Origin of the sequence: Frondihabitans peucedani, assembly GCF_039537585.1 — a bacterium.
Lineage (GTDB): Bacteria > Actinomycetota > Actinomycetes > Actinomycetales > Microbacteriaceae > Frondihabitans > Frondihabitans peucedani.
On record NZ_BAABAU010000001.1, the window covers coordinates 672,235 to 688,800 of the forward strand.

Annotated in this window: 17 protein-coding genes; 1 reads left to right on the forward strand and 16 read right to left on the reverse strand. The window is 71.0% G+C overall.

Features of this window, described 5'->3' with window-relative positions; translation table 11 throughout:
* Positions 1-21 precede the first annotated feature (21 nt).
* The 5 genes from ABD733_RS03155 to ABD733_RS03175 all read right to left on the reverse strand — a co-directional run bounded on the left by ABD733_RS03155 (position 22) and on the right by ABD733_RS03175 (position 3,385).
* A complete protein-coding gene (locus tag ABD733_RS03155) occupies positions 22-963 on the reverse strand; it encodes a bifunctional riboflavin kinase/FAD synthetase (protein WP_344793576.1) in 942 nt (313 codons plus the stop codon).
* A gap of 5 nt (positions 964-968) precedes the next feature.
* Positions 969-1,463 (reverse strand): hypothetical protein, encoded by a 495-nt coding sequence (locus ABD733_RS03160; RefSeq protein ID WP_344793577.1) that lies wholly within the window; start codon positions 1,461-1,463, stop codon positions 969-971.
* A 47-nt stretch (positions 1,464-1,510) separates the two neighbouring features.
* Positions 1,511-1,879, reverse strand: a complete 369-nt coding sequence (locus ABD733_RS03165) for a hypothetical protein (RefSeq protein WP_344793578.1) — start codon at positions 1,877-1,879, stop codon at positions 1,511-1,513.
* Complete coding sequence (gene truB / locus ABD733_RS03170) at positions 1,876-2,775, reverse strand: tRNA pseudouridine(55) synthase TruB (RefSeq protein ID WP_425552852.1); 900 nt, start codon at positions 2,773-2,775, stop codon at positions 1,876-1,878. The genes ABD733_RS03165 and truB overlap by 4 nt, the downstream gene beginning before the upstream one ends.
* Before the next feature lie 103 nt (positions 2,776-2,878).
* On the reverse strand, positions 2,879-3,385 hold the full coding sequence (locus ABD733_RS03175) for a nucleoside/nucleotide kinase family protein (protein WP_344793580.1): 507 nt from the start codon (positions 3,383-3,385) through the stop codon (positions 2,879-2,881).
* A gap of 23 nt (positions 3,386-3,408) precedes the next feature.
* Here ABD733_RS03175 and ABD733_RS03180 point away from each other — a divergent pair, with 23 nt between their 5' ends.
* Positions 3,409-4,278 carry an HhH-GPD family protein gene (locus ABD733_RS03180; RefSeq protein WP_344793581.1) on the forward strand — a complete coding sequence of 290 codons (870 nt, stop codon included), beginning with the start codon at positions 3,409-3,411 and terminating at the stop codon, positions 4,276-4,278.
* Between the two features lie 127 nt (positions 4,279-4,405).
* Here ABD733_RS03180 and rbfA read toward each other — a convergent pair whose 3' ends face one another.
* From rbfA to ABD733_RS03235, 11 genes are all read right to left on the reverse strand, one after another.
* The gene (gene rbfA, locus ABD733_RS03185; RefSeq protein ID WP_344793582.1) at positions 4,406-4,912 is read right to left on the reverse strand and encodes a 30S ribosome-binding factor RbfA; all 507 of its coding nucleotides are present in this window, start codon (positions 4,910-4,912) and stop codon (positions 4,406-4,408) included.
* Between the two features lie 69 nt (positions 4,913-4,981).
* Positions 4,982-7,762: a translation initiation factor IF-2 gene (gene infB, locus ABD733_RS03190; RefSeq protein ID WP_344793583.1), complete on the reverse strand. Its 2,781-nt coding sequence runs from the start codon at positions 7,760-7,762 to the stop codon at positions 4,982-4,984.
* 173 nt (positions 7,763-7,935) lie between these two features.
* Positions 7,936-8,235, reverse strand: coding sequence for a YlxR family protein (locus ABD733_RS03195; protein WP_344793584.1), 300 nt, complete (start codon positions 8,233-8,235; stop codon positions 7,936-7,938).
* A 40-nt stretch (positions 8,236-8,275) separates the two neighbouring features.
* Positions 8,276-9,343 (reverse strand): transcription termination factor NusA, encoded by a 1,068-nt coding sequence (gene nusA / locus ABD733_RS03200; protein WP_344793585.1) that lies wholly within the window; start codon positions 9,341-9,343, stop codon positions 8,276-8,278.
* 72 nt (positions 9,344-9,415) lie between these two features.
* The gene (locus ABD733_RS03205; RefSeq protein ID WP_344793586.1) at positions 9,416-11,173 is read right to left on the reverse strand and encodes a proline--tRNA ligase; all 1,758 of its coding nucleotides are present in this window, start codon (positions 11,171-11,173) and stop codon (positions 9,416-9,418) included.
* A gap of 35 nt (positions 11,174-11,208) precedes the next feature.
* Complete coding sequence (locus tag ABD733_RS03210) at positions 11,209-12,135, reverse strand: hypothetical protein (protein WP_344793587.1); 927 nt, start codon at positions 12,133-12,135, stop codon at positions 11,209-11,211.
* Entirely contained in the window at positions 12,132-13,187 is a 1,056-nt protein-coding gene (locus ABD733_RS03215) for a VWA domain-containing protein (protein WP_344793588.1), read from the reverse strand. The genes ABD733_RS03210 and ABD733_RS03215 overlap by 4 nt, the downstream gene beginning before the upstream one ends.
* The gene (locus ABD733_RS03220; RefSeq protein ID WP_344793589.1) at positions 13,184-14,185 is read right to left on the reverse strand and encodes a vWA domain-containing protein; all 1,002 of its coding nucleotides are present in this window, start codon (positions 14,183-14,185) and stop codon (positions 13,184-13,186) included. The genes ABD733_RS03215 and ABD733_RS03220 overlap by 4 nt, the downstream gene beginning before the upstream one ends.
* Positions 14,176-14,649, reverse strand: coding sequence for a hypothetical protein (locus ABD733_RS03225; RefSeq protein ID WP_344793590.1), 474 nt, complete (start codon positions 14,647-14,649; stop codon positions 14,176-14,178). The genes ABD733_RS03220 and ABD733_RS03225 overlap by 10 nt, the downstream gene beginning before the upstream one ends.
* On the reverse strand, positions 14,636-15,523 hold the full coding sequence (locus tag ABD733_RS03230; RefSeq protein WP_344793591.1) for a DUF58 domain-containing protein: 888 nt from the start codon (positions 15,521-15,523) through the stop codon (positions 14,636-14,638). The genes ABD733_RS03225 and ABD733_RS03230 overlap by 14 nt, the downstream gene beginning before the upstream one ends.
* 4 nt (positions 15,524-15,527) lie before the next feature.
* Positions 15,528-16,562, reverse strand: coding sequence for an AAA family ATPase (locus tag ABD733_RS03235; RefSeq protein WP_425552853.1), 1,035 nt, complete (start codon positions 16,560-16,562; stop codon positions 15,528-15,530).
* Positions 16,563-16,566 lie beyond the last annotated feature (4 nt).

A 16,566-nucleotide genomic window follows, 5' to 3' on the forward strand; every position in this document is an offset into this window, starting at 1 on the left:
CCGGACAAGCCCCGACACGCCTCAGCGAGTGCTCGCGAGCAGCTCTCGGATCTGGTCGACATCGGCCGCGATCTGCCGGATCAGCGGGTCGAGGCCGTCGAACTTCTGGTTTCCGCGCACCCAGTCGATGAACGACACCGTCGCCTCCTGGCCGTAGAGGTCGAGGGTGACGTCGAGCAGGTGCGCCTCGACCTGCTTCTCGGGGACGCCCTCGAAGGTCGGGTTGTTGCCCACCGAGACCGCGGCGTCGTAGACCGTGCCGCCGATCGTGACGCGGGCGGCGTAGACGCCGTCGGCAGGGACGAACCCCTCGCTGCGCGGCTCGAGGTTCGCGGTCGGGAAGCCCAGCTCGCGGCCGCGCTGCTCGCCGTGCACGATCACGCCGCGGACCACCGGCTGCCGGCCGAGCAGGAACGCCGCCTCTCGGATGTCGCCGCGGTCGAGGAGCTCGCGGATCCAGCTGGACGAGACGCGCCTGGCGCCGTCGCCCGGACGGACGTCGGGGATGAGGTCGACGTCGAACCCGCGCGACCGGCCGAGCTCGCGGAGGGTGTCGACCGTGCCGCGGCCGCCCCAGCCGAAGCGGAAGTCGGAGCCCACGAGGACGACCTCCGCCTGAAGCGCGCCGACCAGGATCGTGTCGACGAACTCCTCCGGAGTGAGCTCGCGCAGGTGCTCGTCGAAGGTCAGCATCAGCGTCGCCTCGACGCCGGTCTGCTCGAGCAGCTCGCGCTTCTGGCGGTTGCTCGTGAGCGCCCGAGGCACGCGGTCGGGCCGGACGACGGTGAGCGGGTGGCGGTCGAACGTGACGACCGCCGACACGAGGTCGCGATCGCGGGCGACCGCCTCGAGCTCGCGGATGACCGCGCGGTGACCGAGGTGCACCCCGTCGAACTTGCCGATCGTGACCGCCGAGGGGCCGAACCCCCGGGGCACGGCGGCGGGGTCGGTGAAGAAGTCCATCGGGATCAGACGCCCGCGGCCGGCTCGTCGGCGACGGTCTCCCCGGTGTCGGCCGCCCGGCGCTCGGCCTCGACCTGGGGTCGCGTGTGACGCAGCCAGAGGATGCCGAGGACCGGCAGGACGAGCGGGACGAAGCCGTACCCGATGCCGAAGTAGGTCCAGACCGTGGAGTGGTCGGAGTGGGCGTACTTCGCGCTGGGGACGAACACGCCCGGGTCGATGATCGACATCAGCCCGACGAAGAGGACTCCGACGAGCTCGAAGCTGATGGTGGCCCAGGCGATCGCGTACCAGCGACGGCCGCGCATGATCAGCGCGATGGTGGCCATGATGTAGACGACGGCGGAGAGGCCGCTGAGGGCGTAGGCGAGGGGCGCCTGCTGGAACTGGGTGGCGATCTGGAAGACCGAGCGCCCGGTCGCCGCCAGGGCGAGGATCGCGTAGACCGCGATCAGGACGCGGCCTGCGCCGACCGCTCGTGTTGACTTCTGCTGAACCATCACCCCAAGGATATGGCCCAGGACGCGCGGCCGCAGACGGCTGACCCTCAGGTGACGACGGCCGTCCAGATCTGGAGCATCCGCACGACCATCACGGCGACCGCGAAGGCCCCGGCGCCGAGCACGATGTTGCTCCACCGGCTCCGGTCGACCAGCGCCCAGACGACCGCCAGGGGCGGCAGGAGGAGGGCCACGACCAGGTAGATGTAGAACTCGAGCACGTTGCCCGACGCGGGGTTGCCCGCGAAGGGTGCGACGATCGCCACGACCAGCTGCACGAGCAGCAGCAGCTCGACGACGGCGATCGCGCCGACCGTGTAGTCGTTGGGGATGCGCCGGGCGATCCCGAGGATGATGCAGAACAGGGCCACGGCCGTGCCGATGCCGAACTGCACCCAGGTGAACCACTCGATCACGATGAGACCTCGTCTGTCGGGAAGTTGACGATCGGACGCACGACGCCGTGCGAGACGGAGACCAGCCCGGCGAGGAGCCCCGCGGGCGTGATCGCGGCGATCGGCGCCGTGCTGTCGGGCCGGTCGACCCGGAGCTTCTTGCCGTGGCCGAGGTCGATCGTCTGCTCGGGCGTCAGCTCGAGGACGTCGAAGAGCCGTCGGGCGACGTCGGCGGGCGGCAGGAGGCGCGGCGCGACCTCGAGGCCGTCGAGGACGGCGGCGTCTCGGAGGTCGAACGGGCCGATCCGGGTGCGGCGGAGGGCGGTCAGGTGGCCGCCCACGCCGAGCCCCCGGCCGAGATCGCGAGCCAGAGCGCGGATGTAGGTGCCCGACGTGCAGTCGACGACGACGTCGAGGTCGACGACCGGGAGGCCGTCTGCCATCGCGTCCCGGCGGGCGAGCAGGTCGAACCGCGACACGGTGACCGGGCGCGCCTTCAGCTCGACCTTCGTGCCCTCGCGGGCGAGGTCGTAGGCGCGCCTGCCGTCGACCTTGATGGCGCTGACCGTCGTCGGCACCTGATCGATGTCCCCCGAGAGCTGCTCGATGCCCCGCAGGATGCCCGGGTCGTCGACAGCGGAGGCGTCGGTCCGCTCCACGACCTCGCCGTCGGCGTCGTCGCTCGTCGTCGACACCCCGAGCCGGATGGTCGCCTCGTACGTCTTGTCGAGGCCCACCAGGAACGTGAGGAGCCTCGTCGACGAGTTGATGCCCGTGACGAGCAGCCCCGTCGCCATGGGGTCGAGCGTGCCCGCGTGGCCGACCTTCTTCGTGCCTGCAGCGCGCCGGACGCGCGAGACGACGTCGTGGCTCGTGATGCCCTGCGGCTTGTCGACGAGGAGGATGCCGCTGTTCACGGCCACGAGCTTACCGGCGGGGACGATCGGCCCGGAGCGCGGTCGCTCGACGCCGTCTGCTCGGCCGTCTGATCGATCGTGTGGTCGGTCGTCTGGTCGGCTCTCAGCAGGCGTCGTCGAAGAGGCGGCGCGGGTGCTCGGGGTCGCTGTTGTCGATGACCGCGGTCGACCGCCCGCGCTCCTCCGGGCTGCGGTCGGCGGCGTCGCCGCTCTCGACCCAGACCGCGTAGTTCCAGAGGCCGGCGAGCCCTCGACGGCCGACGAGCGACCGGTCGACGAGCAGGATCGCGTCGGCGGGCCCGGCCACGCGGGCCGTCTCGTCGCCGTGCTCCCTAGGAGCCGCCGGCAGCCAGGTCGCGTCGCCGCCGCCGCGGAACGGCTCGACGAGCTCGCGCCGGAACGCGCTCTCGTCGAAGCCGCCGAGGGACGCCCGGAACGCCGCGTGCCCCTCCTGGCGGAGGGACTCCGCCAGGTCGTCGGCGAACCGCGCCGCCGCCGCGGCGTCTCGCCCGTCGACCGCGACGAACGCCCGGCCCCGGGAGTAGTTGTGCAGGATCTCGGTCGCCAGTGCCCTGACGGTGTCGTTCTTCTCCGGTGCCCACGTGCTCATGCTCCACACCCTAGGCTCGACGGGTGACAATCTCCCCCCTGGTCGTGCCGTGGTTCCGGGAGAACGCCCGCGATCTGCCGTGGCGGCGCCCCGGCTTCACGCCGTGGGGCACTCTGGTCAGCGAGTTCATGCTGCAGCAGACGCCCGTCGCGCGGGTGATCCCGCGCCTGGCCGAGTGGCTGGAGCGGTGGCCGACGCCCGCCGACCTCGCCTCCTGCCCTCCGTCCGACGCCGTCCGGGCCTGGGACCGCCTCGGCTACCCGCGCCGGGCCCTCAACCTGCACGCCTGCGCCGTCGCGATCACCGAGCACCACTCCGGCGAGGTGCCCTCCGACGTCGACGCCCTGCTCGCGCTCCCCGGCATCGGCGACTACACCGCCCGGGCCATCGCCGCCTTCGCCTTCGGACTCCGGGTGCCCGTCGTCGACACGAACGTGCGGCGGGTCCTCGCCCGAGCGGTCGAGGGACTCGCCGAGCCGTGGGCGCCGAATGCCCGGCGCGACCTCCCGTTGATGGAGGCGCAGCTGCCGGTCGACCTCCAGGACGCCCGCGACACCAACGCCGGCGCCATGGAGCTCGGCGCCCTCGTCTGCGTCGCCCGCGCACCCCGCTGCGACATCTGCCCGCTCGCCGACGCGTGCGCGTGGGTGCTCCGCGGCCGGCCGGAGCACGACGGGCCGAAGGCGCGCACGCAGAAGAAGTACGAGGGATCGGACCGGCAGGTGCGCGGGCTGATCCTGCGCGATCTGCGCGCCAGCGACATCCCCCTGACCGCGACCGAGCTCGAGGCGGTCTGGCCCGAGGCGGTGCAGCGCGACCGGGCACTCGCCAGCCTCCTGCGCGACGGCCTCGTGACCGGATCGGGCGACGAGGGCTACAAGCTGCCGGAGTAGCCCCGCGGCGGGGGCGGCGGACGCTGGCCGACGCCACCGACACGAAAGACGGCCCGTCGCACGCAGCGAAGTGCGTGTGAGGGGCCGTCTCGCGTGACTCGAGCCGAGCGGGCTCGGGCGACTCCCGCTAGCGGGTGCCCCCGTCGGGCTCCTCGGAGCCGCCCGCCGGATCGTCGAGGTCGTAGTCGGCCACGTCGGACTCCTCGTCGGAGAGGTCGCGCGGCTTCACGTACGGGTCGGCCTCGCCGGCGTACTCGGCCTGAGAGGCCAGGCTCGCGCTCTCGGCGTCGCGCTGGCGAGCCTCCTGCAGGAGCTTGTCGATCGCGGCCGCGTTCTCGGGGATGCCGTCGGCGATGAACTCGAGCGACGGCGTGAGCCGGGCCGTGATGTTCTTGCCGACCTCGGTCCGGAACATGCCGGTCGCCGACTTGAGAGCCGCAGCCGTGTCGGCTCGCTCCTCGTCGGAGCCGTAGACCGTGTAGAAGATCGAGGCGTGCTGCAGGTCGCCCGTCACCTTCACATCGGTGATCGTGACGAAGCCGACCCGCGGGTCTTTGATTCCGCGCTCCAGGCGTCGGGCGACGATCTCCTGGATGCGGTCGGCCATCTTGCTGGCGCGCTGGGCGTCGACCATGGTGTGTCCTTTCGTGGGAGAAGGCCCCGCAGGATCCGGGGATCCTGCGGGGCCATTCGGCTCGCGTCGCTAGGCGCGCGGCTTCTCGACCATCTCGATCGTCTCGATCTCGTCGCCGACCTGGATGTCGTTGAACTTGCCGAGGCCGATACCGGCTTCGAAGTCGGTGCGGACCTCGGTGACGTCGTCCTTGAAGCGGCGCAGCGAGTCGATGGCGAGGTTGTCGCCGACCACCACACCGTCGCGGATGACGCGCGCCTTGGCGTTGCGCGTGATCGTTCCGGAGCGGACGATGACACCCGCGATGTTCCCGACCTTGGAGGACCGGAAGATCTCGCGGATCTCGGCGACACCCGACTGGACCTCTTCGAACTCGGGCTTGAGCATGCCCTTGAGCGAGTTCTCGATGTCCTCGATCGCCGCGTAGATGACCGAGTAGAAGCGCACGTCGACACCCTCGCGAGCAGCACGCTCGCGGGCCTTCGTATCGGGACGCACGTTGAACCCGATGATGACCGCGTTGTCGACCGTCGCCAGGTTGACGTCGCTCTCCGTGACGGCACCGACTCCGCGGTGGATGATGCGCAGCTGGACGCTGTCGTCGACCTCGATCTTGAGCAGCGACTCCTCGAGGGCCTCGACAGCACCCGAGACGTCACCCTTGATGATGATGTTGAGCGCTTCGACCTTGCCCTCTTCGAGTGCGCGGGTGAAGTCTTCGAGCGAGATGCGCTTGCGGGCCTTGGCCAGCTGGGCATTGCGCTCGACGGCTTCGCGCTTCTCGGCGATCTGACGGGCCGTGCGGTCTTCTTCGGTGACGAGGAAGGTGTCGCCGGCTCGCGGGACGCTCGAGAGGCCCTGCACCAGGACCGGACGCGAGGGGTAGGCCTCGTCGACGGCGTCGCCGTTCTCGTCCATCATCGCCCGGACGCGGCCGTAGGCCGTTCCGGCGACGATGGCGTCTCCGACGCGGAGCGTGCCCGACTGGATGAGCACGGTCGCAACAGCACCGCGCCCCTTGTCGAGACGAGCCTCGATCGCGACACCGCGGGCGTCCTTGTCGGGGTTCGCACGCAGGTCGAGACCGGCGTCGGCCGTGAGGAGGACGGCCTCGAGCAGCTTGTCGATGTTCTTGTTGTCGCGGGCCGACACATCGACGAACATGACGTCCCCGCCGTACTCCTCGGCGACCAGGCCGTACTCGGTCAGCTGCTGACGCACCTTGGCCGGGTTCGCACCCTCCTTGTCGATCTTGTTGACCGCGACCACGATCGGCACGTTCGCCGCCTGGGCGTGGTTCAGGGCCTCCACCGTCTGCGGCATGATGCCGTCGTCGGCCGCGACCACGAGGATCGCGATGTCGGTGACCTGAGCACCGCGGGCACGCATGGCGGTGAACGCCTCGTGACCCGGTGTGTCGATGAAGGTGATGGCGCGCTCGACGCCCTCGTGGGGAGCCCAGACCTGGTACGCACCGATGTGCTGCGTGATGCCGCCGGCCTCGCCCGCGACGACGTTCGCGTTGCGGATCGCGTCGAGGAGTCGAGTCTTTCCGTGGTCGACGTGACCCATGACCGTGACGACGGGAGGACGGATCTCGAGGACCGACTCGTCTTCGTCTTCGAGCTCCTGCTCGAGGTCGATGTCGAAGCCCTCGAGGAGCTCCTTGTCTTCGTCTTCGGGGCTGACGACCAGGATGCGGTAGCCGAGCTCCTCGCCGAGGACCTCGAAGGTGGCCTCGTCGAGCGACTCGGTCGCCGTGGCCATCTCACCGAGGTGGAACAGCACGGTCACAAGGTTGCCGGGGCTCGCGTCGATCTTGTCGGCGAAGTCGGAGATCGAGGCTCCGCGACGCAGACGGACGATGGTCGTGCCGTCGCCGCGCGGGACGCTGACGCCACCGAGCGACGGCGCCTGCCGCATCTCGAATTCGGCCCTCTTCGTCCGCTTCGACTTGCGTGCCTTGCTCTTGCCGCCACCGCGGCCGAACGCACCTGCCGTGCCGCCGCCGGGGCCGCGTCCACGACCGCCGCCGCCTGCGGGGCGGGGGCTGGTGAAGCCGGGGCGGAAGCCGCCGGGAGCACCGGCGCCGGCACCGGCGCCACCGGGGCGCTGGAATCCGCCGCCGCCGGGACGACCGCCGGCACCGGCCGGACGCTGGCCGAAGCCGCCCGGACGAGCGGGGCCGCCGGGGCGAGGAGCACCGGGACGGGGCGAGCCCGGACGCGGAGCCTGCGGGCGCGGGCCAGCGGCCCCACCGGGACGGGGCATGCCTGCTGCGGCAGCGCCGGAGCCACCGGGGCGGGGAGCCGTCGGGCGGCCCATGCCCTGGTTGGAGCTGTAGGGGTTGTTGCCCGGACGCGGGGCGCCGGGACGGGGACCGCCGGGGCGCGGGGCGCCGGCGGGGGCGGCCGGCGAGTCGCCGGTGGCCTTCGGGGCGTTGCGCTGAGCCTCGGCCTGGGCCTGGCGCTCAGCGACGGTCAGCGGTGCGGCGGGTGCGACCGGGGCGTCGCCCGAGTCGGCCGCGGGAGCGGCCTCGACCGGAGCGGCGGGCGCCGGAGCGGCCTTCGCCTGGGGAGCAGGCGCCGGGGTGGGCGCTGCGGGGCGCGGGGCGCCGGGGCGCGGACCGCTGGACGCCGGGGCCTGAGCCTTGGCAGCCGGGGCCTTCGCCGGGGCCGCAGCCGTCTTCGCCTGGTCGGCGAAGGCAGCGCGGAGCTTGCGTGCGACCGGGGGCTCGATGCTGGACGACGGGCCCTTGACGAACTCGCCCATCTCTTTCAGCTTCTCGAGTGCGGTCTTCGATTCGATACCGAGCTCGCTTGCGATCTCGTGTACGCGTGGTTTTGCCACTGTTCTCCTGTCTGGGGCCTCCACCCGGGATCAGGAGGAAGCCATCAATGCTGGACGCAACTCATTTCGAGGTGCTCATTAGTTGTCCATAAGCAATTCAGCCTTTGGGTTGAGTACCGGGCGGTTCTCGCCCTGGTACGGGGATCGCGACAGTCGTCTTCTCTCGAAGGCGGTCACGGGAGGGGGTGTTCGCGCTCCTGCAGGTACTGCAGCAGCTCGCTGGTGTCAGGGTCTCGATCGAGGCGGAGCGCTCTGCGGAAGGCTTTGCGTCGCACGGCCGATTCGTAGGCCTGCATCGTCGGTGTCAACCACGCGCCTCGCCCCGGAGCCACAGCCGCAGGATCAACCACGACGCGGCCATCGGAGACCGTGACCCTCAGAAGAGAGGACCGGGCAGCGCGCGCTCGAGTGCCGATGCACGTTCTGACAGGTTCCACTGTACTCCTTCGACGGGGATGCCACGAGAGCGCCACGAGTGAACACGCCGGAGCGCGCCCCGCGGCGGACCGCGGATCAGTCGTCTTCGAGGATGGAGTCGGGCTGGATGTCGATGCGCGCGCCGGTCAGCTTGGCGGCGAGGCGGGCGTTCTGCCCCTCCTTGCCGATGGCGAGCGACAGCTGGTAGTCGGGGACGAGCGCGCGCACGGCCTTGGTCGCCGCGTCGATGACGAACGCGCTCGACACCTTGGCGGGCGACAGCGCACTGGCGACGAAGGTCGGCAGGTCGGGCGAGTAGTCGACGATGTCGATCTTCTCGTTGTTGAGCTCCGCCGTGACGGCGCGGACGCGCTGACCCAGCTCGCCGATGCAGGCGCCCTTCGCGTTCACGCCGGGCTCGGTCGCGCGGACCGCGATCTTGGTGCGGTGCCCGGCCTCGCGGGCGAGCGACACGATCTCGACGACGCCGGAGGCGATCTCGGGGACCTCGAGCGCGAAGAGCTTCCGGACGAGGCTGGGGTGCGTGCGCGACACGGTGACGCTCGGGCCCTTGAGGCCCTTCGAGACACTGGTGACGTACACGCGGATGCGGGTTCCGTGAGCGTAGTTCTCGCCCGGCACCTGCTCTTCAGGGGGCAGGATCGCCTCGAACGAGCCGAGGTCGACGTGCACCATCCGCGGGTTCGGACCCTGCTGGATGACGCCGGCGACGATCTCGCCCTCGCGCCCCTTGAACTGCCCGAGGACCTTGTCGTCGCCGATGTCGCGCAGCCGCTGGTTGATGACCTGCTTCGCGGCGAACGCGGCGATCCTGCCGAAGTCGTCGGGGGTCTCGACGACCTCGCCGACCACCGCGCCCTCGTCGTCGCGCTCGATCGAGTAGACCGAGACGTGCCCGGTCTTGCGGTCGAGCTCGACGCGGGCACTCGGTTCGACGCGGGCACCGGGCTTGTCGCCGTGCGGCTTGTCGCCGTGCGACTTGTCGCCCTGGGGCTTGTCACCGTGTCCGTCGGAGCCGTCGTCAGACGGCAGCGACTTCAGGTAGGCCGTGAGGATTGCCTGCTCGATGATCTGCACGAGTTCGTCGAAGGGGATCTCGCGCTCGCGCTCCATGAGGCGAAGCACGCTCAGGTCGATGTCCACTGAGGGCCTCCATATTCAAGAATTGATGCTGTCGGGCGGTGGCCGCAACAGCAGAGAACATCCTACCCGCTTCTACGACACCGGAGCGGTCAGCGAGGCCACCGCCTCGGCGATGGGGACGGGGGTGCGCTCGCCCGTCGCGCGGTCCCAGAGCTCGACGACGCCCTCGGCGGCGCTGCGGCCGACGATGACGATCTTCGGGACGCCGAGCAGCTCGGCGTCGCCGAACTTGACGCCGGGCGAGACCTTGGGGCGGTCGTCGAAGAGGACGTCGAGGCGCGCGCCCTCGAGAGCCGAGACGAGCTCCTCGGCGACCTCGTAGACGACGGCGTCTTTGCCGGTGGCGACGACGTGCACGTCGAAGGGTGCGACATTCGCGGGCCAGACGAGGCCCTTCTCGTCGTTGTTCGACTCGGCGATGACCGCGAGGATGCGGGTGACGCCGATACCGTACGAGCCCATCGTCACGGTGACCTGCTTGCCGTTCTCGTCGAGCACCTTGAGCCCGAGGATCTCGGCGTACTTGCGGCCGAGCTGGAACACGTGGCCGATCTCCATGCCTCGCGCGGTCTCGATGGGGCCGGACCCGTCGGGCGCAGGATCGCCCTCGCGCACCTGGGCGACCTCGTAGACGCCGTCGGCGGTGAAGTCGCGACCCATCACGAGGCCCTTGACGTGAACGCCCTGCGTGTTCGCGCCGGTGACCCACGACGAGCCCGACACGACGCGGGGGTCGACGTAGTAGCGGATGCCGGTCTCGGACTCGGAGCCGAGGATCTGCGGCCCGATGTAGCCCTTCACGAGGAGGGGGTTCTTCGCGAAGTCGCCCTCGCCGGCCGCCTCGACCTCGGCGGGGTAGAAGGCCACCTCGAGGCGCTTCATGTCGACGTCGCGGTCGCCCGGGAGACCCACTGCGACGACCTCGCGGGTGCCGTCGAGGTGCCGGAGCGCCAGGATGACGTTCTTCAGCGTGTCGCCGCCGGTCCACTCCCCCGCGTCGCGGGGCTCGGACGCGTTGAGGTACGCGACGAGCGTCTCGATCGTCGGGGTGTCGTGGGGCTCCAGCGGGGTCGCCTCGGGGAGGCCGTCGAGCGGGATCTCGTCGGGGACGACCGTGGTGAACGCCTCGACGTTCGCCGCGTAGCCGCCGGCCGAGCGCACGAAGGTGTCTTCGCCGGCCTCCATCGGGTGGAGGAACTCCTCGCTCTTCGACCCGCCCATGGCGCCGGCGTCGGCCTTGACGATGACGTACGGGAGGCCCAGGCGGGCGAAGATCCGCTCGTAGGCGTCGCGCTGGAGCTGGTAGCTGGCGTCGAGCCCGGCGTCGGAGGCGTCGAACGAGTAGGCGTCCTTCATCGTGAACTCCCGGCCGCGCAGGAGTCCGGCGCGGGGGCGCGCCTCGTCGCGGTACTTGTCCTGGATCTGGAACAGGGTGAGCGGGAGGTCTTTGTACGAGGAGTACAGGTCTTTGACGAGGAGGGTGAAGGCCTCTTCGTGGGTGGGTGCCAGGAGGTAATCGGCGCCCTTGCGGTCCTGCAGGCGGAACATGCCCTCGCCGTACTCGGTCCAGCGGCCGGTCGCCTCGTAGGGCTCGCGGGGCAGGAGCGCCGGGAAATGGACCTCCTGCGCGCCGGCTGCGGCCATCTCCTCGCGGATGATCGCCTCGATCTTCGCCTTCACCCGGAGGCCGAGCGGCAGCCAGGCGAACACGCCCGGCGCCTGGCGGCGGATGTAGCCCGCACGGACGAGCAGCCGGTGGCTGGTCACCTCGGCGTCGGAGGGGTCTTCACGGAGGGTGCGGACGAAGAGCTGAGAGAGACGTGTGGACACCCCTCCACCCTATCGGCGGCGCGCCGCCCGGTCTCTCACCAGGGCCTGCCCGAGTACTGCTGGGGATTCTGGTCGAAGTAGCGGTTGCGGTCGTTGTTCTGCTGCTGCTGCTTCTGTGCGTCGCCGTCTTTCTGCTGCAGCTGCTTCAGCGGGTCTTCGGACGACCCGCCCTGTCCGCCAGACCCCCCGCTCTGGCTGCCCGACCCGCCGTCGCCCTGGCTGCCGTCGTCCTTCCCGGAGCCCGGCGAGCCGTCGCCCGACGAGCCCTGCCCGCCCTGGTCCGTGCCGCCCTGCCCCTTGCTCTGGTCGCCGCCCGCCTGCTGCTGCGCCTGCTGCTGCTTCTGCTGGAGCCGGGCCTTCTCGTCGTCGAGCAGCTTCTTCGAGGCCGGGTCGTCGGTCGTGCCGGGCGTGTCGAAGCACCCTGCCGGCGCCGCGCGGATGAGCGCCAGCGCGTGCTGGTAGAAGGCCGCGGCGCGGTCGAACGTGCCGTCGAGGACCGCGCTGTCGCCCTGCTGCTCGACGACCAGCGAGAGGTCGGTGCGGACCATGCAGGATGCCGCGACGTGGTCGGCGGGCACCAGCGAGAGGGCGCTCTCGAGCTCGCGGCGGGACTCGTCGAGGACGCCGATGCGGGCGAGGCCCGTCCCGCGGTCGAAGTGCCGCACCCACGGCTCGAAGACGTCTGCGACTCCGAGGCCGTCCGCGGCCGCGACGCTCCTGTCGTAGTCGCCGGAGTCGTAGGCCGCCTGCGACAGGCCGGCGAACACGGGCATGCTCAGGAGCTTGAGAGCGACGAGGACGACCAGGAGGACGGGGACGACCGACCACGCGAGCAGGCGCCTCCGGAGGGCTCGCCGGTAGGCGGCGACCTCGGGCTCGACCTGCTCGAGCCGCTCGGCCCCGGCGTCCGGGTCGTCGGGCGGCGGCGGCGGTGCGACCGGGGGCAGCAGGGTCGTGCTCATCGGCGGACACCCCCGGCGCGCGCAGACGGTCGGCGGACGAGGAGGCGGCCCTCCGGCCGGACGTCCGCGAGGGCCCGGACGACGAGCGCGATGTCGACGAGGAGCAGGAGGAAGAACGGGATGGCCAGGATCCAGGTGAGGTCGCGCGTGCTGGCCGTGCTGCCGGACTCGGTGGTGATCCTGCCGGCCTTCTCGTCGTCGACGACCGACGAGAGCGCCCCACCGGCGTCGCGGTGGAGGTACGGGACGCCGAGCTGGGAGGCGATCGCCTCGAGGTTCTTCTCGTCGATGCGCGAGACGGCGTCCGGCGATCCTGCCCGCGTCTTGTCTTTGATGTAGCGGTTCTTCGAGTACTGGTCGCCGTAGCCGTCGAACTCCTTCATGCGGCCGCCGGCCGCCGTCCCGTAGCCGAGGACGCCACCGCCCGAGGTGTCGTTCTTCGACGCCTCGAACGAGCCGGGCGCGCTGTCGGCCGTCTGCTCGCCGTCGCCCAGGTAGTAGACGACGTCGGCGCGCTGCGGGTCGCTCTTGCGCGCCGCGGCGAGGCGGCTCTCGAGGAGCGAGCTGGCCTCGGAGATCGTGCTCCCGTGCGAGTAGTACGTGACCTCCTGGCGCATGACCGTGGCCGCCGACACGACGGCCGACGCGTCTTCCGTGAGAGGCACGCGCTGGATCGCTGTCGAGTCGAACGAGATGAGCGAGAAGCGGGCCCCGGCGAGGTCCTCGGTGATCCTCTCGATGTCGGAGCGCATGCCGACGAGGCGCGGCTGGTCGCCGTCCCAGTCCTCCGCCGCAGAGCTCGAGGTCGTGTCGACCACGAAGAAGACGTTGAGCTCGGCCACGGACGCCTTCGCCGTGCCGCCGGGGATCCCCGGCCGCGCCACCATCAGGAGCAGCAGGGCCACGACCAGCGCGCGGCGGATCCAGGCGGTCAGGAGTGACCGGCTCCGGCGCTCGGCGACGATGCGCCAGAGCACGAAGGCCGAGGCCGCCACCGCGATCACGACGAGGAGCGGCACGGGCACGACCGGCTGCCAGACGAGGCCCCTCACAGTCGCACCCGCCAGAGGAGGCCGAGGCCCGCGAGGAGCGCCAGGAGGGCCGCGATGACGAAGGGGGCGGGATGATCGCTCACCACGAGCCGCTTCGCCCCGGTGAAGAGGCCGGCCTCCTGCTGGTCGATCCTGGAGACGATGTCGGGAACCGTGTCGGTGCTCGAGAGCCCGTAGAAGCCCCCGCCCGTCGCGTCGACGGCGGTCTTCAGCTCGCTCGCCACCGAGTCGGGCGTGCCCTCGGCGCTGTAGTCGACCGGGTCGACGGCGTAGACGCGCACATCGCGCTTCTCGGCGAGGGCGCCGGCCTGCTTGAGCGTGAAGATCGGGCTGCCGTTGACGTAGTTGTCGGTGGCCAGCACGATCGACTTCGGCCTCGTGCTCGACGTGTCGCCGTCGAAGCCGAGAACGCAGGAAGAGAGGCCGTCGCCGATCAGGGACGCCCCCTCACCGAGGTCGGTCCCGGTCCAGTACCGCACGCCGCTCTCGCCCTGCGACCGGAACGAGTCGCGGTAGCTGGTCAGTTCCTCGCGCACGTAGTCGTAGTCGTCGGTCAGCGGGAAGACCTGGACCGCCGAGCTGTCGAAGACGGTGAGGCCGATCCGCTCGCCGTGGAGGCCCTTGGCGAGCGAGGCGAAGGTGTCGACGATCTTCGCATCGACGTCCGTCATCGACCCGGACACGTCGAGGCACAGCATGATGTCGCGCTTGTACGACTGCGGCTGGACGACCTCGACGGCCGACACCCGAGAGGCCACGACGACGCCTGCACCCGCCGCCACCACGACCGTCACGAGGACGCCCGCGAGCAGGACCCGGTAGCGGCGCAGGACGCGCCGGTACTCGGGCAGCTCGGTGAGCCGCTCGCTGTGGGCCACGGGCACGCCGTCGCGCTGCAGCCGGACCCGCGTGCGGCGGCGCCAGACGATGTAGAGCCAGGCCCCGACGAGGACGGCCCCGAGGGCGGCCAGCGGCATCCACCAGAGTGTCAGCTCCACGACAGCACCACCTCGCGCGCTCGGCGGACCGCGGCCTGCGGATCGCCCGGGTGCTCCAGGCGGAAGGCGGGCGGGTAGTACTCCTCGACCGCCGTGGTCACCTGGGGCAGGCTGGTCGCGCGGAGGTCGGAGAGCGTCATCACTTGGGCGTCGACGCCGGACGCCTCGAACGCGAAGAACCGCAGCAGCAGGCTGAGCCGCGAGTGGACCGCCCGCTCCCCCAGCCGTCCGGACGCGTAGGCCGCGTCGACCTCGTCGATCATGGCCGCGTACTTTGTGCGGAGCGCACCCAGGTCGACCCGCGGGATCCTGGCGACCACCGGCCTCGGCAGCCGGGAGCGCGAGAAGCGGACCACGAAGACGTACCACGCCGCGACCAGCGCCAGCAGCAGGACGCCCGCGACGAGGTAGAGGACGAATCGCTCGTACTGCGCCGGGCCGAAGAAGCCCCTATCGCTCAGCACGGCGCTGCTTCTCGAGGAGGGCGAAGAGGCCCGGCACGACGTCGGCCTGGCTTCCGATGCGGTGGCTCGTGACGCCCAGCTGGCGGAGCTCCCGCTCGCTGTCGACGACCGTCTGCGTCGCCGCCTGCTCGAACAACCCGCGGAGGGCGCGGTTCGATCGGACGTACGCCGGCAGGGCGGCGAGCTCCTGCACGTCGTAGACGGTGCTCCGGCTGTCGCTCTGCCGCATCAGGTCGGCGTCGCCGATCGTGAGCCAGATCACCTCGTGCCGCGCGCGGAGGCGTCGGAGGAGGCGCATGTGCTCGTCGGTCAGCCGCACGTCGTCGGTGACGACGAGGAGCAGCGACCGGATGGTGAGGTGCCGGGCGACCGTCTCGAGGAGGCCGGTCACGTCGCTCCGCGGAGCGTCGAGCCCGATCCGCTCGTCGACGACTCGGAGGAGGCGCTCGAGGTGCTCGTCTCGCTGGCCGGGCGGGAGGCGCCTCGTCCCGCCCTCGTCGCCGACGACGAGGGAGACCTGGTCGCCGTGCTGCGTCGCGATGGAGGCGAGGGCGCCCGCCGCCATGATCGCGACGTCCTTCTTGCTCTCGCCGCTCTCGGCGGTGGCGGCCATGTTGCGTCCGGTGTCGACGAGGAGGACGAGGTTGTGCCGTCGGGCGGCGATGTACCGCTTGACGAGCGGCTCGCCCTGGCGCGCGGTGGCCTTCCAGTCGATGTCCTTGACCTCGTCGCCCGGCACGTAGGCGCGGAGGTCGTCGAAGTCGTGGCTCCGGCCCCGGTGGACCGAGGCGTAGCCCCCCTCGAGGAGGTCGAGGGTGCGGCGGTGGGCGAAGATGCTCATCTTCGTCTTCACCCGGAGGAGGAGGCCCGCCACGTGATCAGGGGGTCTGGACGGCGGCGAAGACGGCGTCGATGATGGTCTCGGGCCGGACCTCGTCGGCGGCCGCCTCGTACCCGAGGATCAGCCGGTGGCGCAGTACGGCGTGCCGGACGTGCTTGACGTCGTCGGGGATGACGTAGTCGCGCCCGTTCAGGATCGCCAGGGCCCGGGCCGCCTGCGTGAACGCGATGCTCGCGCGCGGGCTGGCCCCGAACTGGATGTAGTCGGCGAGGGTGCCCGGGATGTACTGCTGCGGGTGCCTCGTGACGTAGATCACCTGGACGATGTAGTTGACGATCGACTGGTCGATGTAGACGCGCTTGACAAGGCTCTGCAGGTGACGGACGTCGTCGAGGTGCACGCCCGTGGCTGCGGAGTCGACGGCCTCGTCGTAGACGCCCGACTCGATGCGCCGGATGATCTCGGCCTCCTCGGCGGGCGAGGGGTAGTCGAGGATCTCTTTCAGGAGGAACCGGTCGAGCTGCGCCTCGGGCAGCTGGTAGGTGCCCTCCTGCTCGATGGGGTTCTGAGTGGCCAGGACGAGGAAGGGCTCGGGCAGCCGGTAGACCGTCCCGCCGATGGAGGTCTGGCGCTCCTGCATCGCCTCGAGCATCGCGCTCTGGGTCTTGGCACTGGAGCGGTTGATCTCGTCGAGGAGCACGAAGTTGGAGTGGACCGGGCCCAGCTGCGTCACGAACGTCGACGACTGGGCGTCGTAGATCTGGGTGCCCGTGATGTCGCTCGGCAGGAGGTCGGGCGTGCACTGGATTCGCCGGAAGCTCGCGTCGACGGCCTGGGCGAGGGTCTGGGCGGCCGTCGTCTTCGCCAGCCCCGGGACGCTCTCGAGCAGCACGTGACCGCCCGTGAGGAGCGCCACGAGCAGGGACTCTCGGAGGCCCGACTGACCGACCACCTTCGCCTGGAACGCCGCCGACACCCGACCGACGATCTCGCCGGCGCGCTGGAGCTCGTCGGACGAGATGGGCGTCGGCCCCGCGGCCTCGGGTGCCGCCGTGGCGGTGGTGTCGGTCACTCGG